This is a genomic window from Streptomyces sp. NPDC088810 (assembly GCF_044750305.1).
Classification (GTDB): Bacteria; Actinomycetota; Actinomycetes; order Streptomycetales; family Streptomycetaceae; genus Streptomyces.
Window position 1 is genome coordinate 1 of sequence record NZ_JBIVJQ010000019.1, and the last position, 21060, is coordinate 21060.

The 21060-nt window shown below is 70.7% G+C and carries 17 protein-coding genes; 14 read left to right on the forward strand and 3 right to left on the reverse strand.

Translation table 11 applies throughout. The features are described from left to right. Window positions 1-324 precede the first annotated feature (324 nt). Window positions 325-618, reverse strand: coding sequence for a hypothetical protein (locus ACIP4Y_RS37270; RefSeq protein WP_401401246.1), 294 nt, complete (start codon window positions 616-618; stop codon window positions 325-327). 152 nt (window positions 619-770) lie between these two features. On the opposite strand from ACIP4Y_RS37270, the gene ACIP4Y_RS37275 reads away from it, so the two are divergent. The 14 genes from ACIP4Y_RS37275 to ACIP4Y_RS37340 all read left to right on the forward strand — a co-directional run bounded on the left by ACIP4Y_RS37275 (window position 771) and on the right by ACIP4Y_RS37340 (window position 19019). Continuing rightward, window positions 771-1337 (forward strand): hypothetical protein, encoded by a 567-nt coding sequence (locus ACIP4Y_RS37275; RefSeq protein ID WP_401401248.1) that lies wholly within the window; start codon window positions 771-773, stop codon window positions 1335-1337. Further along, window positions 1283-4000, forward strand: coding sequence for a Helicase associated domain protein (locus tag ACIP4Y_RS37280; RefSeq protein ID WP_401401251.1), 2718 nt, complete (start codon window positions 1283-1285; stop codon window positions 3998-4000). The genes ACIP4Y_RS37275 and ACIP4Y_RS37280 overlap by 55 nt, the downstream gene beginning before the upstream one ends. 590 nt (window positions 4001-4590) lie before the next feature. Then, window positions 4591-4902 (forward strand): hypothetical protein, encoded by a 312-nt coding sequence (locus ACIP4Y_RS37285; protein ID WP_401401254.1) that lies wholly within the window; start codon window positions 4591-4593, stop codon window positions 4900-4902. Window positions 4903-4904: 2 nt separating this feature from the next. Continuing rightward, window positions 4905-5576: an RNA polymerase sigma factor gene (locus ACIP4Y_RS37290; RefSeq protein ID WP_401401256.1), complete on the forward strand. Its 672-nt coding sequence runs from the start codon at window positions 4905-4907 to the stop codon at window positions 5574-5576. A 74-nt stretch (window positions 5577-5650) separates the two neighbouring features. Then, on the forward strand, window positions 5651-6265 hold the full coding sequence (locus ACIP4Y_RS37295; protein WP_401401258.1) for a hypothetical protein: 615 nt from the start codon (window positions 5651-5653) through the stop codon (window positions 6263-6265). A gap of 383 nt (window positions 6266-6648) precedes the next feature. Further along, window positions 6649-8034: a DNA-binding protein gene (locus tag ACIP4Y_RS37300; protein ID WP_401401261.1), complete on the forward strand. Its 1386-nt coding sequence runs from the start codon at window positions 6649-6651 to the stop codon at window positions 8032-8034. 189 nt (window positions 8035-8223) lie between these two features. Then, window positions 8224-9063: a TnsA-like heteromeric transposase endonuclease subunit gene (locus ACIP4Y_RS37305; RefSeq protein ID WP_401401264.1), complete on the forward strand. Its 840-nt coding sequence runs from the start codon at window positions 8224-8226 to the stop codon at window positions 9061-9063. Between the two features lie 41 nt (window positions 9064-9104). Continuing rightward, a complete protein-coding gene (locus ACIP4Y_RS37310; RefSeq protein ID WP_401401267.1) occupies window positions 9105-10919 on the forward strand; it encodes a Mu transposase C-terminal domain-containing protein in 1815 nt (604 codons plus the stop codon). Continuing rightward, entirely contained in the window at window positions 10913-13066 is a 2154-nt protein-coding gene (locus tag ACIP4Y_RS37315) for a transposase (RefSeq protein ID WP_401401270.1), read from the forward strand. The genes ACIP4Y_RS37310 and ACIP4Y_RS37315 overlap by 7 nt, the downstream gene beginning before the upstream one ends. Then, window positions 13060-14094 carry a TniB family NTP-binding protein gene (locus ACIP4Y_RS37320; RefSeq protein WP_401401273.1) on the forward strand — a complete coding sequence of 345 codons (1035 nt, stop codon included), beginning with the start codon at window positions 13060-13062 and terminating at the stop codon, window positions 14092-14094. Before ACIP4Y_RS37315 ends, ACIP4Y_RS37320 begins: the two co-directional genes overlap by 7 nt. Before the next feature lie 77 nt (window positions 14095-14171). Further along, a complete protein-coding gene (locus tag ACIP4Y_RS37325) occupies window positions 14172-15014 on the forward strand; it encodes a TniQ family protein (protein WP_401401276.1) in 843 nt (280 codons plus the stop codon). A gap of 824 nt (window positions 15015-15838) precedes the next feature. Next, window positions 15839-16090 (forward strand): hypothetical protein, encoded by a 252-nt coding sequence (locus tag ACIP4Y_RS37330; protein WP_401401278.1) that lies wholly within the window; start codon window positions 15839-15841, stop codon window positions 16088-16090. A 573-nt stretch (window positions 16091-16663) separates the two neighbouring features. Continuing rightward, complete coding sequence (locus ACIP4Y_RS37335; protein ID WP_401401281.1) at window positions 16664-16933, forward strand: hypothetical protein; 270 nt, start codon at window positions 16664-16666, stop codon at window positions 16931-16933. A 1522-nt stretch (window positions 16934-18455) separates the two neighbouring features. Beyond that, window positions 18456-19019 (forward strand): cysteine hydrolase family protein, encoded by a 564-nt coding sequence (locus tag ACIP4Y_RS37340; protein WP_401401284.1) that lies wholly within the window; start codon window positions 18456-18458, stop codon window positions 19017-19019. Here the strand turns inward: ACIP4Y_RS37340 and ACIP4Y_RS37345 are convergent. Both ACIP4Y_RS37345 and ACIP4Y_RS37350 read right to left on the reverse strand, forming a co-directional pair. Then, on the reverse strand, window positions 18997-19779 hold the full coding sequence (locus tag ACIP4Y_RS37345) for a Ku protein (RefSeq protein WP_401401287.1): 783 nt from the start codon (window positions 19777-19779) through the stop codon (window positions 18997-18999). The two genes, ACIP4Y_RS37340 and ACIP4Y_RS37345, sit on opposite strands and share 23 nt — an antisense overlap. 466 nt (window positions 19780-20245) lie before the next feature. Next, window positions 20246-21028 carry an exonuclease domain-containing protein gene (locus tag ACIP4Y_RS37350; protein ID WP_401401290.1) on the reverse strand — a complete coding sequence of 261 codons (783 nt, stop codon included), beginning with the start codon at window positions 21026-21028 and terminating at the stop codon, window positions 20246-20248. Between the last annotated feature and the right edge of the window lie 32 nt (window positions 21029-21060).

A 21060-nucleotide genomic window follows, 5' to 3' on the forward strand; every position in this document is an offset into this window, starting at 1 on the left:
CCCGCGGAGCGGGTACCACATCGCTGCGCGATGTGCAAGCGAACACCCTCGCTGCGCGAGGGTGTTGCGCTTCCGCTCCGCGGAAGCGATAACTGACCGCTGCGCGGTCAGTTCACCCGCCTTGCGTAGCAAGGCGGGTGATGCTCTGTTCGCTGCGCTTCCGGAGCGGGGTGGCTTACGCTGCGCTCCAGCCACTTGATGGCGCTGCGCGCCATGGGGCCGGCCCCACTGCGCGGGGCGGCTAGCGGGCCTTCGGCCCGGGCGGCAGCAAGGGTGAGGGGTGCCTCCGTCCGGATCTGCCGGGGACTCGGGGGTGACGGGTTCTCAGGCGTGGGCGTGGCGGGGGCTTGTGGCCTTGCGTGAGGCGGCGTGGTGCGCGGGTCGGCCTGTGGTGGGAACTGCGAGACGGCGCAGGGACAGGCTTGCGGTGATGTGGAGGGCGGTGAAGACGGTCAGGAGGGTGAGGGACACCCACATCTGCCGGCTTGCGGGTGCCTGCCAGCCGGTCCAGGCGGAGGATGCTGCCCACAGCAGGGCGCCCGCGGTGTAGAAGGAGCGGACGCGGTGCAGTTGTCGCACGGCCCGCAGGAACTGGATGCGTTCGGTTGTCGGTGCCATGCGGGGTCGTGTACCCCGAGGCGCGGTGTCCATCAGGCCGGGGATGCGTTTCGTGCGGGCGTCTCGAGGGGTTGGCACTTGGCTGCATCCTGCTGTGATGCAGCATGTAGCATTGGCGTAATCGAGGGACCCCCGGCAGAGAGCCGCATCGTGTGTTGATCTACGAGTATCTCCCGCATGAGCTTGCCCGGCTCGGGGTGATCGCGAGGGCTGCCGGACTCGATCGGCAGCAGGTGGCCGCGCAGGTACGGCTGGCGCAGGAACGCGCCGGGTGCGCACGGGTGGGCGCTGCGGAGCCGCATCGCTTGAGTGAATGGTTCATCGCGGAGCTGCGGCGTCTTCAGTGGGGGCGGATCGCTGCTTTTGTGGATCGGGAGCAGGCGGCTGCGTACGCGCCTTTTCGTGACGTGCGTGCTGTCCGTTGTGAAGAGCAGCGGTTGCAGCGGCTGATGACCGAGGTGGCCGAGGCCGAGCGGTCGGGTGTCGCGGCTGTGGAGATCTGGCGGCACCGTGTCTACCGGATCGGTGCCCGGCCCGTCGCCGGCCGCTTCCGCCCGGGCATGCCGGGACCGGTCGTTCATCTGATGGCTGCGTCAGCCGAGGCAGCGGCCGAGCGGGCCTGGGCCGTTCACGGTAAAGACGGCGGCCTCTACCAGCGCACCGGATGCCGCATCTCTTCCGTCGTCCAGGTTCTTCCCGAGTCCGGAGAACTCTTTTGATTCAGCTTCGCGAACACCAACTACGACAGAAATCGGCTTTCCGGGATTGGGTGGGGTTTCCTGCAAGGTCTCCGGTTCCGGCGCAGGGGGCGCGGGGGACGATTGTGTCCGCGACCGGGTCGGGGAAGACGATCACGGCGGCCGCGTGCGCGCTGGATTGCTTCCCCGGCGGCCGGATCCTGGTGACGGTGCCGACCCTGGACCTGCTCGTGCAGACCGCTCAGGCGTGGCGGGCGGTGGGCCACCGCGCTGCGATGGTGGCGGTGTGCTCGCTGGAAAACGATCCGGTGCTCGACTCGCTGGGCGTGCGGACGACGACCAACCCGATTCAGCTCGCGTTGTGGGCGGGATCGGGGCCGGTGGTCGTGTTCGCGACGTACGCCTCCCTGGTGGACCGGGACGACTTGGACGACCCGACGGGCCGGGGGACGATGCGCGGGCCGCTGGAGGCTGCTCTGGCGGGCGGAGAGCGGCTGTACGGACAGCGGATGGCCCCATTCGACCTCGCGGTCGTCGACGAAGCCCACTCGACTGCGGGTGATCTTGGTCGGTCGTGGGCGGCGATCCACGACAACACCCGCATCCCCGCCGACTTCCGGCTCTACCTGACTGCGACCCCGCGGATCCTGGCATCCCCCAGGCCACAGCGCGGGAAGGACGGGCGTCAGCTGGAGCTGGCGTCGATGGGCCAGGACTCGGCCACGTTCGGGCCGTGGTTGGCCGAGTTCGGGCTCGCGGAGGCGGTCGAGCGGGGCGTCCTCGCCGGGTTCGAGATCGACGTCCTGGAGATCGAGGACCCCGACTACTTTGTCGGCCTGTCCGACGAGGCGCGGCGAGGCCGGCGCCTCGCGCTGCTGCAGGCCGCACTGCTGGAGCACGCCAGTGCCCGCAACATCAAGACGATGATGACCTTCCACAGCCGGGTCGAGGAGGCCGAAGCCTTCGCCCTCAATCTCCCGCAGACCGCTGCGGACCTGTATGCGGACGAGGTCACAGCCCACGCCCTCGACGAGGCCGCCGACCGGCCGCGGTCCCCTCTCGGTGCCCAGCCCGGGGATGTCGAGGCCGCCGGCCGGCACGTTCCTGCGGACCGGGTGTGGTCGGCGTGGCTGTGCGGGGACCACCTCGTCACCGAACGCCGCGACGTCCTGCGGCAGTTCGCGAATGGTATCGATGCCGCGGGCCGGCGGGTGCACCGGGCGTTCCTCGCCAGCTGCCGGGTCCTCGGTGAAGGGGTCGACATCCGGGGCGAGCGGGGTGTGGAGGCGGTCTGCTTCGCCGACACCCGCGGCTCCCAGGTCGAGATCGTGCAGAACATCGGCCGGGCGCTGCGACCCAACCTCGACGGCACCACGAAAGTCGCGCGGATCATCGTGCCTGTCTTCCTCCAGCCCGGCGAAGACCCCACCGACATGATCGCCAGCGCCTCTTACGCCCCCCTCGTCGCCGTCCTCCAAGGGCTGCGCTCCCACTCCGAACACCTCACCGAGCAGCTCGCCAACCGGGCCTTCACCCGAGGGACGCGGAAGGTGCATGTCCGGCGGGACGCAGAAGGGCGCATCATCGCCAGCGCCGCCGCGGGCACCGGCCCGGAAGGGCCGCAGGCAGGAAGCGGCGCGGCGGAGTCGGAGTTGCTGCAGTTCTCCAGCCCCCGGGATCCGGCCACCATCGCCGCGTTCCTGCGCACCCGCGTCTACCGGCCACAGTCCCTGGTCTGGCTCGAGGGCTACCAGGCCCTCCTGCGGTGGCGGGCGGAGAAAGACATCAGCGGGCTGTATGCGGTGCCCTATGACGTCGAGACGCAAGTGGGGGCGACGAAGACGTTCCCGCTGGGCAGGTGGGTGCATCAGCAGCGCAAGGCGCTACGGAGTGGCGAGCTCGACCCTCACCGCAAGGAACTGCTCGACGCCCCCGAAGCCGGGATGGTGTGGGAACCCGGCGACCAGGCCTGGGAGAACAAGCTCGCCGTCCTCCGGTCGTACCGGCACGCCACGGGGCACCTGGCGCCACGGCAGAACGCCGTCTGGAACGACCCCGACGGACAGCCCGTCGCGATCGGACAACTGATCGCCAACCTCCGCCGCCCCCACGGCCTCGGCAAGAACAACACGACCGCCGCCACCCGGGCCGAACAGCTCACCGCGATCGACCCCGACTGGAACTGCCCCTGGTCACTGGACTGGCAACGCCACCACCGCGTCCTCGCCGACCTCGCCGCCGACGAACCAGGCGGCCGGCTCCCCGCCATCGCACCCGGCGTACTCATGGACGGGGATGATCTGGGGCGGTGGCTTCAGCGACAGAAACAGCCGGGCACATGGGCGCGGCTCTCCACCGAGCAGCAGGAACGGCTCTCACAGCTGGGCGTGACACCGGTGGAGGCGCCGTCTGCGGCCCCGGCCGCTCAGGGCGTGGCGAAGGGCACCAGCAAGGCGCAGCAGGCGTTCCAGCGCGGACTCGCCGCACTCGCACAGTGGGTCGAACGAGAAGGCGCCCACCAGCCCGTCCCCCGCGGCCACACCGAAGACGTCGTGGTCGACGGCGAGACAGAACCGGTGACCGTGAAGCTGGGCGTCTGGACATCGAACACCCGCGCGAGACGGGACAGACTCACCCCCGAGCAGCTCGCAGCACTACGGGAACTCGGGGTGGGGTGGGCGTAGACCCGACAGGTCGCGTGCGTTCCCCGGCCCGAAACAGGTGCGGGCGTCTCGTAGGTGGTGGTGTCGGAGAGGCGCCTGGGTGGGCTCTTGATCGGGGCCTGGCCTCGCCCGAGACTGCATTTCATACTGCAACAGCGGCTGCAGGCGGGGAGGCTGCGGGGCACGCCTTGGTCTGGGACGTTGGCAAAGTGCCTGGTGAGCGACCCGTCAACGGCACTTGGTGTGGCCTAGGTCACATTGATGTCGGGAAATCTCTACCCTCTACGTCTAAGAAGGTGAAGACGTCTCTGGCGTCCTACCGGGGCCCGCCGTCGCCGCTTTGGGAAGAGCCGAAGGCGGCGGGCCCGAAAAACCGCTCGCCGGACGGAGTTTGTTCCTCCGGTCACATACAAGGGCGTACATGCAGGCGCTGTGAGGCCCCTTCGACGGCCCTGGCCTGCGAACCTGAAAGTTGCACACAACAGGGCCAGTTGACCTGCGCCAGCTCGACACTGCCGTGGATATCGGGGCACAGTGCTCTCACTTATCCATTCCGGGGCCCAACGGCTCTTCCCGAACACGGCGGGTCCCCAGAGCAATTGGTAGGACGCATGAATCCACGATCTCTGCCGCGTGCCGCCCAGGCGGCCGCGTGCGTCGAGGATCCCCGGCCGTGGCGGCGCCGCGGCCGCCGCACGATCTCGGTCACGATCATCGTGGTCACGATCGTGCGGATCGTGCACGGCGACGTGACCTGGCAGGACCCGCTGGAGAGCGCGCTGGTCGCCGCGATCGGCCTCCTGGCGCTCGACACCATCGCCGCGGCGGTGTGCACCGCCGGGCACATGCTGCGGCGCATGGTGCCGGAGCGGGTGGTGCTGGAGCGCCGGAACGGCAGGCGTCGGCTCGCGTTCGGCTGGTAGCCATGCTTGCGAGCGAGCCTCTCACCGGTGCCCCGGCCGCGTACGCGGCCGGGGCACCGGCTCCGCTTCCGCAGCCGGAGCCGTCGCCGCCGGACCAGGACGCCGCCTCGCCTGCCCCTGCGGCCTTCGACGTGGTCGCGGCCGAGATGCTGGATGCCGAACCGCAACTGCGCCGCATGCTGCTGCGCAAGTTCGGGATCACCCAGCACACTGCGGAGGACATCCTGTCCGGCGTGCGCGAGCGCTGGCTCCGGGCGGTAAAGGAGGGTTCCGACCTGCCGCAGCACCCGCGCGCCTACCTGTTCGCCCTCACCCGCAACGCGGCCGTCGACCATCTGCGCAGGGTGAGCAGCAGGCCCGAGGTATCGACCGCCCACGACGACTGGGCCGCACTGGAGCCGCAGTTCGGCACCGAGCGGTCCGCCGAGGACGTGGTCACGACCGGCCTGCGGAACAAGGAGCTCCTGGCGAAGGTGCAGAGCCTGCCCCACGTCCAGCGGCGCGTGATCGAGTGCCTGTTCCTGAGCGGCATGACGTCCAGGGAGACCGCGAGGTGCCTGGCCCTCAGCCCCGGGAGCGTGGACCGCAACCGCCTGCGCGCACTGAAGACGCTGCGGGCCATGTACGTTCATGCGGCCCCGGATGCCGCGAACGAGCCCTGGGGGACTTCATGATCGGCAGTCAGCGCACCGTGGTCTCGAGCGCCATGCCGGCCTCGGCTTCGGCGTCCCTTCTGGGGGACCGCCAGGTGAACGTGCGTGTCCCCTTAGGGACCAACGACGAGTTGAAGGGCTTCAAGCCGTTCTTCAAGGAGCAGCGGGCCTGGGCGCAAGAGCAGCTCGCGGCCTCGCTGGCCGGGATGACCTCCCGGGAAGCAGCCGCCCGGCGTGGCCGGTGGGAGGACGAGAAGGCCGGACTGCGCCGACGCGGACAGCTCATCGACAGTCGTGATGCGCTGGTGACCGGCGGCCTGTGCAAGGTTCTGGAGGAACGCGGCTGGAACCGCGAGTGGGGCGACATACTGCAGCAGGCCAGGAACCCCGGCCGCTCGTGCGGATCCCCGGAATCCGGCTGGCCGGAGGAGGTCAATGTCCGGTTGCCCGTCGATCTCGTGAACATCGTGCTGGCCGCGTGCTGGCACACGTCCCGGCAGGCCCTGCACGAGCTGGAGAGGTGGAAGGCGCGGCACCCTAGGGCCCGCCCCACCAAGCCCTCGCGCGCCCGGTGTGATGCCGTTGCCCTCGCCGAGTACCAGGAACTGCGCAGCAAGCTCAATCACCGGGGGGACGTCTGGCGCGAGGCCGTGGCGAGCGGGATCCGCATCGCCCGTACCGCCCGGGATGCGGCTACAGGCGTGGGGTGAGGTGAAGACCTCCTGGGCGCTCGAGGCGAAGGAGATCGTCGCCGTCCACGACAGTACTGGTGGCGGCCGGGGAGGCCATGGTCGGCGATGGCGCGGGAGCTGCCGAGGCGCGCGGGGCGCGCTGCTGGCGCTCCGGCCGGGCCGCGGCGACCGCCGCCACGGCCGTCGCCGCCGGGGTGGCGCTAGAGGATGTCGCAGGTGCGCTTCTCGTACGGCATACGCACGCTATGCGTACGCATGCCGTACGGGCATGTGCGCGCTGCTGGGTGTCGACCTCGCCCGACCGGCACGGTGCTCGCTTCCGGTGCCGGGTTCGGCCGGGGACCGGCGGTACGGTGCGCACGAGCCGGAAATCGGGCAGGACGAGCAGGCCAGGGAGCGTTGTGGCGGCAGGAGCACTACGGACGGTGCCGCTGGCCGGGGAGACGACAGCGTCGCTGATCAATCGGACTGCGGCCCGCTACGGTCTGCCGGTCGCCGGTGTGCTGCAGCAGTGGACGTGCCGCAACTCCCCCGCCCGGCTGGACGGCGGCGGCGTGCGGGCCGACGCGGAGATCGTGCTCAACGCAGCCGGGCGGGATGTACTCGCCGATCTGTGCGGGGTCGAGCCGGCGGTGCTAGCCCGGGCGCTGCCCGCATTCACCGTGGACGATCCCAAGATCAGCACCGGCCGGGAGGCCGACCTGGCGCAGGCGCGGTGGCGTGCGGCGGGCGCGGTGGCGGGAGAAGCGGCGTTCGCCTGCCGGCTGTGCACCGCGCGGCGTACCGGGCAGGCGGTGCGGGCGATGCGGTATCTGCCGCGCTGGCAGCGAGTGTGTGTCCGGCACGGGTGGTGGCTGCTGGACGCGGACGCCGACCAGCCGCTGGAACACCTCGACCTGCGCAGTGTCCCGGAGGTGGTGGCCGCGCAGCGGCGGTGGGTGGGTGTGGCGCGCCGTGCGGGGCGTGCCGGGGCGGAGGGCGGGGAGGTGTTCGCCTTGGCGTACGCGGTCGTGGCCCGGTGGTGGGATGAGGCCCCGCGCTGGGAGCGGGAGGAGATCTGGCCGCACCGGCTGCACCAGGTTGCGGGCGGCAACGCGGGGCCGGATCTGGAGCGGTGGCGGATCGTGGGCCGGGACGCGGCGATCTTCCCCGAGGTGGTGGCGGTGGCGCAGGCGCTGCTGGAGCCGGAGACGGCCGAGCTGGCCTGGCAGGCGAGCGGGGGGACGCGGCCTCGGGCGCGGGGCGCTGACGATGCGTTCTGCCGCCGGATGGGCGAGCGGGTGGGCCGCGCCTGGCTGGGGCCTTGGATCGCCGCCGACCACGACAGCCCGCTGCACGGCTTCACGGGGGCGCTGGTGCGCGCCCGCCGCCGCGAGGCCGGGCCGCCGGGATGGGGCGATCCGTGGCGGCTGAGGCGGGAGCAGCAGCCCGCCACGATGGCCGGTCAGCTGCGCGTCATGGCGGCCGAGCAGCAGTCGGCCGGCTCGGGCACCCGGTGGCGTGCCACGGTGGACGCCGAACACCGCTTTCGAATCGAGCAGTTGATCAGCGAAGCCCGGGAGCAGCTGGTGCAGCTGCGGGGCGTGCACAGCGGCACCACCGCCGAGGTGGCCCGCACGCTGCTGGAGCACCTCGGCCACAGTGCCGCTCTGATCGACCAGGCCCTCGTGGGCACCGCCGCCGCGGCCGTCGCCGCCGGGGTGGCGCTTGAGGATGTCGCCGCGTGGTCACGCCTGCCCCCCCGGGAGCTGGCCGAGCTACTCGCCGCGGACTCGGACGACGGCTGACACGCCCGGCGGCCGGTGTGCTGCGGGCGGGCGGAAGAGATCCGGCCGGTCGTGGAAAGTGCAGGAGTCTGCACTGACACCAGCAGGTCCAGGCGGCATCCTGGGTCGCGTGGCCCAACCGGCCTAAGTTGCAACGCAGTTGCTGTTACCGGCCGGTTCGCCTGCGCGGGATGCCCGGCATGACGTTGTGTGGAGTACGTGATCATCGACAGCAGCCAGGACGGCTTACCGGCCGCCGCAGGCAGTATCTGGCGGGTGCCGGACCCAGGCGCGGTGGAGGCGGAGTTCGCCGGAGCCGAGGGCGAGCTCGTGCAGCGCCGCTGGGCTGACGCCGCGGTAGACGTGCGGTTCGAGGAGCTCCAGCCGGTTGCGGCGTTCTCGGTGGTGCCGGGGCGCCGGTGGGGGCCGGGCTGGTGGTGGTCGGCCACCACGGGGCGGCACGTCCCGCACGGCTCGCAGGCGATGTGCATGCAGTTGATGCTGCTGGACCGTGATCCGCAGGTGGTGGGTTTGTCGGCGCGGCCGGTGCGGCTGATCTGGCGCGATCCTGACAGCGGGCGTGTGCTGACGTGGGTGCCCCAGCTGTTCGCCCGCTACGCCAAGGGGGGCGCGCTGCTCGCCGACTGCCCCGCCATGACGTCGCCCGCCGCAGGCCGGGCCGAGCGTGCTGCCGTGGTGCTTGAAGCGGCGTGTGCGGCGGTGGGGTTCACCTACCGGCGGCTGCTGCCGCCGGATGCGGTGGTGGCGGCGAACGTGCGGTGGCTGGCCGGCTACCGCCATCCCCGCTACCGCGACGCAGACGGGCTCGAGCAGGCGGTGCTGGAGGCGTTCACCGCGCCGCGGCCGCTGATGGCCGGGGCCGCGGCGGCGGGTGAGGTCCTGAGCGCGCTGCCGGTGCTCTACCACGCGCTGTGGAGCGGGCGGCTGGCCGCGGACCTGACCCGGCCGCTGGGCGAGCACACCCTCGTCTCGGCCGGCTGCCCGGACACGGCCAAGGACGGCACGGAGCAGGAGCAGTACGCGAGGTGAGCAGGAGCCATACGGCCGCCCCCGGTGGGCGGTGCGTTGCGGTGGGCGCGCAGGTCCGGTTCGAGGACCGCGCCTGGCAGGTGATCGGACTGGCCGGTGGGCGGGTGCACCTGGTGGCCGGGGACGGGGCCAGCGCCTGTGTGCTGGCCTCCGCTCTGGTGGCCGCGCCCGGCTTCGCGGTGATCGGCGCGAGCGCGGCGCCGCCGGTGGTCCCGGTGCTGTGGGAGGCGGTGCCACTGGCGGCGCAGGAGCGTGCCCTGGCCTGGCTGCGGCACATCCGCGAGGTGGAGACCGGGCTGCCCGGCGGCCCCGGAAGCGGTACGCCGAGGCCCGAGTACAACCCGCAGGCGTTCACTCTGGCGCAGCGCGAGGCGGCCAAGGCGCGGGAGCTTGCAGGGCTGGGCTGGGCCAGGGTGAGCCGGACCACGGTGCAGCGGATGCGGCTGGTCTACGGCCGGCAGGGGCTGTGGGGGCTGGTCGACAAACGTCACCTGCGGGGCCCGTCGCCCACCGGGCGTGCGGACGAGCGGGTGGTGGCCGCCGTGCTGGAGGCCCTGCGCCGGTGCCGGGGCCGGAAGAAGACCACCATCCGGCAGGTGATCGAGCTGACGGAGCAGATCGTGGCGGACACCCACGGGCCGCATCAGGTGCGGCTGCCTGCCCGCTCGTCGCTGTACCGGCTGGTGAAGGCGCTGGCGGATCCGGCCGAGCCGCCGGGTAGCGCGGCGCGCACCGCCACCGCGGCGGGCCGGGCCGGTGGCCCGCCTGCCGCGCTGCGGCCCGCGGAGCGGGTGCAGGTAGCCACCGCCCGCCTGCCGGTCGGCGTGGTGGGCGAGGACGGGACCCCGGTGGTGGTGGCGGTGACGGCCGCGCTGGATCAGGCGAGCGGCTGCGTGCTGGCCGCCGTGCTGCACCCGGAGCAGGACGGGCCGGTGGAGCTGTCGGTGCTGCTGGCCGAGATGGCCGTGCCCCGGCCGCTGCGCCCGGGCTGGCCCGCCCTGCTGGAACAGGCCCACGCGGGCGGGCTGGCACGGCGGCTGATGTCCTTGCCCGACCGGATCGAGGCCACCGCGTCGCGTCCGGCGGCCGTCCCCGAGACACTCGTCCTCGACCGGGGGCCGGCCGGTATCACCTCGGCGCACCTGACCGTGTGCGAGAGCCTGGGCATCAGCCTGGAGCCGGCCCCGCCGAGAGCGGCGGGCGCCGCCAGTGGTGCGCTGCGCACGCTTCAGGTGCTCGCCGACCTGTTCACCCGGCACGCGGTGGCAGCCCGGCCGGCCGTCACCGCCGGACAGGAGGACCGGGCGGACGAGGCGAACGGGGTGTACTGGAGCATGCCGCAGCTGCAGGACCTGCTGGACGAATGGATCACTGGCGTCTGGCACCACCGTCCCCAGGAGCAGTTGCGGCATCCGCTGCTGCCCCGGGCGGGGCTGACGCCCAAGGAGATGTGGCAGGTGCTGCTGGGCGCGGCCGGGAGGGTGCCGCTGCCGCTGGCCGGGCAGGCCTACGGCGAACTGCTGCCAGCCCGGCGGAGCGCGGTGACCGAATCCGGCATCCGGCTGGGCGGGCGCCGTTACGACGATGCGTGCCTGGACGAACACCGCGGCCGCGGGGACCGGTTCGAGGTCCACCACCATCCTCATGACCCGCGGCAGGTCTTCGTCCGGCTGCCCGACGGCCAGCTCCACGCGGTGCCCTCGCAGGGCGAGCACGGCTTACGACCCTTCGACGAGCTGCTGCGGCGCCGCACGGGCACCGTCCTCGCACACCGCGCCGCCAACGGCGGCACGGCGGCCGTGGAACCGGGCGGGTTGTCGGTGTATGACGCCGAGGCGGAGGCCGGACAGTGGTGAGCACCCCCGGCCGCCCGGCCCGCGCCGTGGCCGCCGCCCGGCGCCGGCAGGTCAAACTCGGGGCGTATGTGACGTTCGAGGGCCGCCCCTGGCAGGTGGCCGCCGTGGCCGGGGCCTCGGTACGCCTCGTCGACGAGGACGGGCGGACCGCCTCGGTTCTGACCTCGCTGCTGTTCGCCGATCCCACCTTCGCGGTGGTGGACTGCCCGGTGCCCGCCGCGGCGCCGTGGGGCCTTCTGGAGACGGTGCCCGAACGGGAGCGGGAGAGGGCGATGGCCTGGCAGCGGCACATCCGCGAGATCGAGACCGGGCTGCCCGACGGGCCCGGCAGCACCTGCTCCCCCCGGCCCGAGTACGACCCGCAGCGCACCTCGATGGCCGAGCGGGAGCAGGCCAAGGCCGACGAACTCGCGGCCCTGGGCTGGCCGCGGGCCAGCCGGGCCACCGTGCGCCGCATGCGCGCCCGCTACCACACGGGCGGCGTCATGGGCCTGGTCCGGCAGCGCAAGCCGTCGAGCGCAACCGGGCGTGCGGATGAGCGGGTGGTGGCCGCGGTGCTGGAGGCGCTGCGCCGCCAGCGCGGCCGCTCCACGGGCACGCTGAAGGGGCTGCGGGAGGTGACCGGGCAGATCATGGCCGAGGCCCACGGGCCAGGCGCGGTGGCGCTGCCGGCGCCGTCGACGTTCAACCGGCTGGTACGGGTCCTGGCCGACCCGCTGGAACACCCAGGGCGTCCCGCCCGCACCGCCACCGCCGTGCCGGTGCGGCCGTTCACGCCGGTGGTGGCGCTGCGGCCGGGCGAGCTGGTGCAGGTCGACACCACCCGGCTGGACATCATGGCCATCGGCGAAGACGGAAAGCCGGTGCGCCCGGAGCTCACGATCGCCCTGGACGTGGCAACACGGTCGGTGGTGGCGGCCGTGCTGCGCGAGCAGAGCACCCAGGCGGTGGACGCGGCTCTGCTGCTGGCGGAGATGGCCGTGCCCCACCCGGTGCGGCCCGGCTGGGGCGAGCATCTGCGCCTGGCCCACGCCGCCGTCCCCTACGACCGGCTCCTCGCCCTGGACGCGCGGCTTGAACAGGCGGCGGCGCGGCCGGTGGTGGTGCCGGAGACGATCGTCATCGACCGCGGGCGGGTGTTCCTCTCCGCCGCTTTCCTGGCCGCCTGTGAATCCCTCGGGGTGAGCATGCAGCCCGCCCCGCCCCGCTCCCCCACCGCCAAGGGCGCCGTGGAACGGACCTTTGGCAGCATTAACACCCTTTTTGCCCAGCACGTCGCCGGCTACACCGGCCCCCACATCCTGGCGCGCGGCGAGGCGGTGGAAGACGAAGCCCGCTTCACCGTGGCCCAGATGCAGGAACTGCTGGACGAGTGGATCACCGCGTGCTGGCAGCACCGCCCTCACGATGGGCTGCGCCACCCTTTCCTGCCCAAGAAGGCGCTGTCCCCGGGCGAGATGTGGGGTGCGCTGCTGGGCGCGAGCGGCTATGTGCCGCTGCCGCTGACCGGAGCCGACTACACGGAACTGCTGCCGGTGCGCTTCCACCCGGTCACCGGCCGCGGCATCCGCATCAACTACCGCACCTACGATCACGCCCTCCTCAACGAACACCGCGGACGGCCCTGCCCCACCGGCCCCGGCGGCAAGTGGGAGGTCCACCTCAACCCGCACGACGTCCGCCAGATCTACCTCCGCCTGCCCGACGGACACCTGCACGAGATCCCGTGGATCCACCGCGACCACGTCCACGCGCCCATGAGCGAGACCACCTGGCGCCACATCCGCACCACTCTCGAGCAGCGCGCCGAACGCGAGGCACACGAGGCCGCCCTCGCCGAGGCCGCCGACCAGATCCTGCGCCACACCCGGCCCACCACACCGGCGCCGCCAGGCGTGCCCGCCACGGCGCCGGGCACGCGCGCCGAGAAGGCAGCCTCCCGGGCAGCAGGCGGCGAACCGGCAGCACCGCACCGTACTGCGGCCCAGGCCGCAACGGAGGCGGAGGACAGCCTGGATGCGCTGGACGCCCGATCCCCCGCCGAAGACCGGGACGACGCCGGCGCCGATGAGTCCGGCACACTCACGCTGCCGGGAAGCGGCGCGCTGACGCTGTACGACGCCGACCAGGAGGCCGAACTGTGGTGAGCCCTGCCCGCCCTTCGCCCCCGAACGACGGGGAGACGGCCGCGGGCACGGTGACGACGTTCGACGGCTTCGCCCGGTTCGCCCACGCCGCACCCCCCACGCCGCCGCAGCCGGGCCAGGCACCCCGCTCGGCGGAGGAACGCCTGGCCTACCACTCGCAGTTCGTCACCGTGCGCACCCCGGCCATCGAATCCCTGGCACGCCAGGTCCGCACCCTGATGGTCCTGGGCCGCCACCAGCAGGCCACCGCCCGGCCGTCGCTGATCGTCACCGGCCCGGCCACCACCGGCAAGACCACCGCGCTGCTCCAGGTCGGCCGTACCTGCCACCTCGCCCACACCCGCCGCGCCCACCCGGGCGACACCAACGTGCCCGTCGCCTACGTGCTGGTACCGCCCGGCGCCACCGCCAAGACCCTGGCCGCCGAGTTCGCCCGCTACCTCGGCATCCCCGTGGCCGACCGCATGACCACCGCGCAGATCACGACCGCCGTCTGCCACACCTACACCACGGCCGGCGTCGCACTCGTGCTGATCGACGAGATCCACCGGCTCAACCCGCGCTCCTCCAGCGGCGCGGAGGCCGCCGACTGGCTCAAGGACCTCACCGAACGCATCGGCGCCACATTCGTCTACGCAGGCATCGATGTCACCACCAGCGCCGTTTTCAGCGGAATACGCGGCGCACAGCTGGCCGGACGCGCCTCTCTGATCGACTGCGGAGCGCTGCCCGCCCGCGCCGGCCACCGCGAACCCTTCCGCGAGCTGATCGCCACCCTGGAAGCGGCCCTCGACCTCACCGCACACCGCACCGGCAGCCTGCCCAGGCTGGCGCCGTACCTGCACGAACGGACCGCCGGACGCATCGGCAGCCTCTCACGCCTGATCCGCCAGGCCGCCATCGAAGCCATCCTCGACGGCACCGAGCGGATCACCAAGACCCTGCTGGACACCATCGCACTGGACCACCTCGCCGAAGAGCACTACCGGCCCCGAACCCCCGCCCGCCGCACCCGCCCCCGCCGGTGACCGCCCCCACCCGGACCCGCCCCACGCCGGCGGTGCGACCCGGCACGATATGGCCCAGCCCGCCCGGCGCGCTGCGTGTGCGACCGCTGCCCCGCGAGAGCGCAGCCTCCTACCTCACCCGCCTCGCCGCCGCCTACCGCCTCTCCCCCGCCCACCTCCTGGACGGCCTGCACATCACCGCCACCGGCACCCCCGCCGCCCCGCACGCCACCGAACTCCACCTCAGCTGCGAAGCCGCCCGCCGCCTGGCCGCCTTCACCCGCATCCCGCCCGCCCACCTCAACCGCGCGCTGACCCGCCGGCCCCCGCCAGCCTCCATCGCCACCGCCCCCACCGCCACCGCCCGCTGGCAGCCCCTCGCCCCCGCCGTGCAGCCCCTGCCGGCCTGCACCGCCTGCACCCTGCGCCGCCCGCCCCACCACACCGCCCCCGCGTGGATCCACCCCGCGCCCGACCTGCCCCGGGCCATGATCTGCACCCGTCACCAGCAAGCCTCCAGCGACCCCCGACAGCGCATCCCCCTCGACATCCGCACCCTGCCCGAACTCACCCACGCCCACCGCACCGCCCGCCGTCCACCCACCACGGCTTCCCTGAGCTGGGCCACCACGATCACCACCCGCTGGTACGACCACCACCAGCACCTCCACACCCGCTGGCACACCCGCCTGCACCAGCTCACCACCGCCAACCCCCACCTCACCTCAGGCCCGGCCTCCCCCGCCCTGACCTGCCGGACCCTGATCACCTACCCCGAAACTCTCACCCTCGCCACAACCCTCGACCGCCTCCCCCGCCACACCCCCCTGACCCGCACCCAGCAGACCGCCTTCCTCCGCCACCTCGCCCGGCGCCTCCACCTGACCCACCTCGTACCCGCCGACCACGACCTGCTCTGGCAACGCCTCACCACCCGCTGAACCAACCCACACCCCACACCGCCCCAGCCCTCACAAAGCCGGCCAGCACCGGTACCTATAGAGCGCGCCAACCACACTGAGCAAAAAACACCACCCCGCTCAGCACACTGCGCAACACCAAACACCCAGCTCAACCCACGTATCCCCCGATGCCGGACACTCGGTTCCGCGTAAACCCCACCGACTGACCAGAACTACCACCCAGTACAACTGAACAACAGCAGGCCACAATCAAGATCAATAAGCACACCATCAGCTACGCCATACGAGCGATACGGCGAGCATCGCGGCGCCGCAAATGGGTTACCGCACGGTGCGTGTTTCGGCGATCGAGCTGGACGCCGAGAGTGTTCTGTCCCGCGCTGGCTCTGGAGACCGTTTGAGATTTCTACTTGATGGTCACCTTGAGGATGCGGTCCTTGCCGGTGCCCTGGTGGGTTGTGCCAATCCAGAGCTGGTCGGCGCCGGGAACCTTGGCGATCTCATCCCCCGGTCATCACCGTGCACTCCAGATGTCCTTCCTTGTGTGGCCAGCACTGTCCGCCCTGGGCAGCCCGGTTCGTCGGGGATGGCAGCAAACGCTTCCTGGATCGACCGGGGTGACCCCTTGGCATGGGATACGAGGAGAAGCTGTGATCCGCCGCTACATGATGGCCTTCTGCGCTTTCCCCGGGTCTGTCGCATGCGGTCGGCTTGCTTGAGATCGAGTGAAGTCCAAAGCGCCACAGCGGGCATGAGCGCCACGTCCCGCGGAGCGACGTGTTCCTTGCTGGGCGTTCGGGTATCACTGCGAGCGGTGACAGTCTTGCCGCTGGAGGGGGAGCATGGCCGGTAAACGCCGCATTCTGGAACGGAACCGCGTCACCGGTCTGCTGATCACGGTGCCTTCGATCGCGGCCGAGGTTTTTCTGGGTACTTTGGCGTACCGCGACCACATGTTCTGGGCGTACATCCTCTGTATGTTCGTTCTCGGCCCGTGCTTCGTCGGCCTAGGTATGTTGATCATGGGTCCGCACTTCGACGAGGCGGGGGGTGAGACCAAGGGGGATGGTGGGATCGGCCTTGGGGGTCTCTAGCGCTCTGTGACCCGGCACCTTACACAGCCAGGTGTCCGCGCCGCCGGCGCTCTGTTCACCGTCGGGGTGGCATCCAGGCAACGAGATGCGGGAGAACGGCGTCGCCCCTCCTGGTGCGGTGCCGGCCAGTGGCAAGGAGCAGAGATGAGATCGAAGAAGCCGGTGAGGAGCGGAGGTCACATGCTTCGCGCCTGGCTGATCAGGCGGCGTTTCCGGCACTGGCCGCGGCCGAAGTCGATGACTGCGGGGAAGGCAGATCAGGGGATCGAGTACCTGGCCGGGAAACTGGGCCGCAGACATCCGTACACACTTGAGGCTCGGTTGGATGACAGAGTCCGGCGCTGACCACCCCGACACATTGTCCGCCCGCATGATGCTGGCCCGTCGCCGCCGCGCGGTAGGGGACCTGCCAGGGGCGATGCGGAACTGAGAACCCTTGTCGAGGACACGAGCCGGGCGCTGGGCCCTGACCATACAGACACCCACCGCCAGCGGCGGTTCCTCGCTGAGCTCATAGGCGAGAGCGGCCAGAAGGCCGAAGCGGTCCGACTGCTGACCGACCTGCTCACCGAGATGCAAGGCTCCTGGCCGTATCGGAACGACGGCATCCGGCTCACACGAAGCTCCCTTGCCAGGGCACTGGAAAACAACGGCGACCTCCAGGAAGCCCTCAAGCTCGTGGAGGAGGAGATACGCGCCGAGGACAGCATCATTCACGATGTGGATGAGTTCCCCAGCGAATACAACCGCAGATTTCTTCGCGACTGGCGCTACCGGCTCGCTGCCCAGATAGACAGGAGCGACAGGCATCAGGATGGCAAGGCGGGCGAGGCCACGGCCTGACCGATGGCTGGGGCCACGAGGGCGGTTGGCGCTTCCGCGAGGTCTGGACTGCCTCGAAGGTCCGCTGGCCGACCTATTATTTCCGCGACATCCGGCAGCACCGCGCGGACGACCCTGCACCGCCCACCCCGAAAGGGAAGGCCTGTGGTGTGCGAACACGCCTGCGGGCACCGCTGCACGCTGAGGCCGGGCAACGTCTGTAGCAACAGGTCCGGGCTTGCATTTTCTGGTGGAGATCGATGGAGATGGAGCCTTCACCTTCGGCCAGCAAGTCGCCCTCACCGTTTGAGCGGTCCTCCAAGACCGTATCCCGCAGTACACCGCCACACAGCCCAGGCATGCGCGGGTGGTGTTCCGGCGGTGGCCGGCACTTGAGAAGGTGGTGCCCGATGGCGGATAGGACGTTCGGCCGTTGAGAAAGACAGCTCACTCCGACAGCTCGACGAGCAGCAGGGCCGGCTTCTATCGGCAGCCCTTGGAAGAGAACGAAGTTCTGGCGGAGGGACGGCCCGTCGGATGCGTGGGTGAGGCGGGAGCGGAAAACCCTGCGGAGGCCGGGGGATGACGTGGATGCGGAGTCGGAAGTCGACTGCGTGGCGGATGTTCCCGTCGGCAGGCGCCAGCCGGTGGTGCTAGGAAAGCCAGCCGGCACAGGCCCCGCCTGTTCCCCCACAGCTTCAGCGACCGGCCGGAAGCCGACAGGCGTCGTTGACACGGCGGATGGGAGTGCGGCGTTCGGCGCCGAACGGCAGTCATCGGGGCCCTGCCCCTCAAACAGCACTACGCCCACCAGGCCCATGGAGACGGCTAGGCCGCTTCTTCTGGATCAGGCCGCCAACGTGTCCGGCAACAGCGACGATCGTTACCCGGTGCACGTAACGGACCTACACCGCGAGCTGCCTCGCCCTGCTCACCGTCGGTCTCGCCGCCGCACCGGCCGCTGCCGGCGGCATCCTGCCGATCACCTCGCCTGCGTTCGGCACCTCATGCGCCATCCACGGCGGATCCCAGGCCGACGGGACAACCACTCACGGCACCGGCGCCGCCAACGGCAATCTCGCCGGGCTGCTCATCAGCGACCCCTTCAGCCACTGTGGCGGCGCCGAACTGGACGCCCTGTCAGGCCTCCTTGCTGGCCTTATGACTAGGACGGCATGCGATCCGGAAGAAGCGCTTTAGCCTGCGTACGGCCACGTGAACGTGTCGCGCTCCGCACCGCAGACGCCGGCCACCGGCCCGCCCGGGCCGGTAAGCGTCCCTGCAGGCTGGCCTTCCTCACCGGCCTATCGTGTGGGGGCCGACGGCGGGCGTCCGCCTGGGTGGCTTCGTAACTGACGGGCGACACCGCTTATCACCGAGTTTGCCCAGCACTTGGTGATCAAAGAGCAAGAAAATGTCGATGCGAACCGACACCAGTGCGCACTGTGGCGCGATGCTGCTGAGGATCTCCAAAGCTCCACCTCGGCTCGCTTGATCCATCAGACTTGCTCTTGGTTCCCAACGGAGAGAGGTGTCGGCAAGCATGGCGAACAGCGCACTCCTGGTGTTGGACGTTCAACGGGACGTCGTGGCCATCGCCGACGATGGTTCCGGGTATCTGCCGCGCTTGCGCAGTGCGATCGACGGTGCCCGGGCTACCGGCATCCCCGTGATCTACGTGGTGATGGGGTTACGGCCGGGCGATCCGGAAGTCAGCCCCCGCAATAGGGTGATGACAAACGCCGTGCGGGCCGGCCTGTTCACCGAGGGCGCCCCTGGCACCGAGATCCATCCCGATGTCGCGCCCCAGGAGGGCGACGTGGTGGTTACCAAGAGGCGGGGGAGCGCGTTCTCGGGCAGCGACCTCGACTTGGTGCTCAGGGCCCGCGATATCGACAGCCTTGTTCTCACCGGCATCGCCACCAGCGCTGTGGTGCTGTCCACCCTGTGGCACGCCATCGACCTGGACCTCGGCCTCACCGTCCTGGCGGATGGCTGCCTCGACACCGACCCCGAGGTGCACCGGATGCTCACCGAAAAGCTGTTCCCGCAGTGGGCAGATGTCGTCGCCGTCGAGGACTGGCTCAAAGCCATCCCACTGCAATAGCGGGACGCTCACCGAGGATCACTACGAGGCCTGGCTCGACCCCACCCATCAAGACCCCGACCACTTGCGCGCTCTCCTCGGCTAGCCCGCCGGCGGGCATCTCGACGCGCGCCCGGTCTCCACGGCCGCCAACAATGTCCGCAACGTGTCCGATCACCTCGGTGTACTCGTCGCGTACCTCCAGCTGGGCCAGATCCTGGACCGTCATCGTGTCCACCAGTGCGAGCGCCCCCTCGATCTCCTCCTCGGACACCTCCACCGGCGGCGGCAGCAGCTCCTCGGGGGAGCGGATCTCGTCCGGCCAGCGCATGGCATGCAGCACCAGGACGTCGTCACGGACGCGCAGGAGGCCGAGGCGCTCGCGGCCGGACCAGGCGTACTTGGCGATGGCCACCTTGCTGAATCTGCCGAGCGCCTCCACGAGCAGCTTGTACGGCTTGGCCGCGACCGGCTGGGACGGTTGGAGGTAGTACCCTTCGCCGATCTTCAGCGGATCGATGTCCTCCTGCGGCACGAACGCGTCGATCTCGATCGCTTTGGCGGTCGGCAGCGGCAGGTTGCTCAGCTCCTGGTCCGTGATCGGGATGACCCGGTCCTTGGCCAGCTCGTAGCCCTTGCCGATCTCGTCCTGGGAGACCTCGCGGCCCTCCAGCTCGCACACCTTCCGCACCCGTACACGCCCCATGTCCTGGTGGTGGTACTGGTGGAATCTGATCGAGTGATCTTCGGTGGCGCTCTGGACGTTGATCGGAACGGTCACCAAACCGAATGAAATGGCACCTGACCATATGATTCGGGGCATTGGCAGACCTCCTGTGCTAGCCCCGAGCACCATCAGGCTATGACCGTCACACTGCAGGCGCACGACACCTGTTCCGGGGCGGCTGGCACGTCGGGCGGGGTCACCCGAGGCAGGTGATCTGCAGCATGGTGATCACCTTGAAGGCGAATGACTGCACCGACGACCAGCTCAGCCACTGAGCGGAACCTCAGCGGGGACCTCCCACCGGATTTCCTGGCGGTCGTTGCCACTCGGCGACCAAGGACAGGACATTGACCAGCACGACGACCGGCTCGGCCGGCAGATCGGACAGCAGGACCTTCAGGGCGCCGCGGTCGGCCAGGTGCGCCTCGCCGCCTGCGTAGGCAGGGAGAGGTGCGGGTAAGAAACGGCCGGATCCGCGGCCACCGGTCGGCCCGCGTCTCTGAGGGCAGCGTCAGCACGTTCAGCACATGTGGCGCATGGTGCTCAGCAGGCGCCGGCAGTTGGTGACGGCCTCGTAGATGCCGCCAAGAGGCTGGTAGCGGTAGGAGCAGTGGCGCGCGGACCAGAGTCCTTTCCAGGCTGCGTAGGGGGCCATGGCATCCGTCCACGTGCGAGGGTGCAGTGTCGCCCAATTGGTGCGCGCAAGTTGCGGTAGGCGGTGGATTTCCCGTTCCAGGACTGCTCTGTCGAAGTCCGCGTTGTAGGCGAGGCAGCACCGGTTTGCCAGGAGGTGGGCGAGGTCGGGCAGGAGCGTGTCGAAGGTGGGCGCCGAGGCCAGTTGGTTTGGTGCGAGGCCGTGGAGGGCTGTGGCTTCGGGCGTGATGTCGGCCAGCGGGTTGACGAGTTCGTCGAAGAGGGCGTTGCCGTCCCGGTCGGTGACGCCGATCTGGACGGCCCAGGCCGTGTCGAGACCGGTGGTCTGAATGTCGAGGACAAGCAGGCGCGGGTCACTCAGGGTGTTGCGGGCCCACCGTCGGACGCGTTCTCGGTCGGCTGCCCAGGTGGCGGGGCGGCGCAGGGCGCGGACGGCGTCGTCGAGGTTGAGGTGGCGCTCGTTCAGGGATTGGACGTGCCAGCGTCCGTCGAAGTCAAACTGGCCGTGGACGGTGCCCAGGTACCGAGTTTCTTCGTAGGCGGCCCAGGTCGGCCGGTCGGTGTCGCTGGGGCGTACGAGTTGTACAGGCGCGCCGTCGACCAGGTGATCGAGCCAGTGATCCCATTGCGTCACGTCATCCGGGTCCACGTTGACCGTACTGCCTTCCTCCTGTGTGAGGC

Coding starts and splice junctions, on each gene's coding strand:
- ACIP4Y_RS37340 (WP_401401284.1), top strand. CDS start 18,456: ATGGCGAACAGCGCACTCCTGGTGTTGGACGTTCAACGGGACGTCGTG.
- ACIP4Y_RS37285 (WP_401401254.1), top strand. CDS start 4,591: ATGAATCCACGATCTCTGCCGCGTGCCGCCCAGGCGGCCGCGTGCGTC.
- ACIP4Y_RS37335 (WP_401401281.1), top strand. CDS start 16,664: ATGCAAGGCTCCTGGCCGTATCGGAACGACGGCATCCGGCTCACACGA.
- ACIP4Y_RS37280 (WP_401401251.1), top strand. CDS start 1,283: ATGCCGCATCTCTTCCGTCGTCCAGGTTCTTCCCGAGTCCGGAGAACT.
- ACIP4Y_RS37290 (WP_401401256.1), top strand. CDS start 4,905: ATGCTTGCGAGCGAGCCTCTCACCGGTGCCCCGGCCGCGTACGCGGCC.
- ACIP4Y_RS37270 (WP_401401246.1), bottom strand. CDS start 618: ATGGCACCGACAACCGAACGCATCCAGTTCCTGCGGGCCGTGCGACAA.
- ACIP4Y_RS37330 (WP_401401278.1), top strand. CDS start 15,839: ATGGCCGGTAAACGCCGCATTCTGGAACGGAACCGCGTCACCGGTCTG.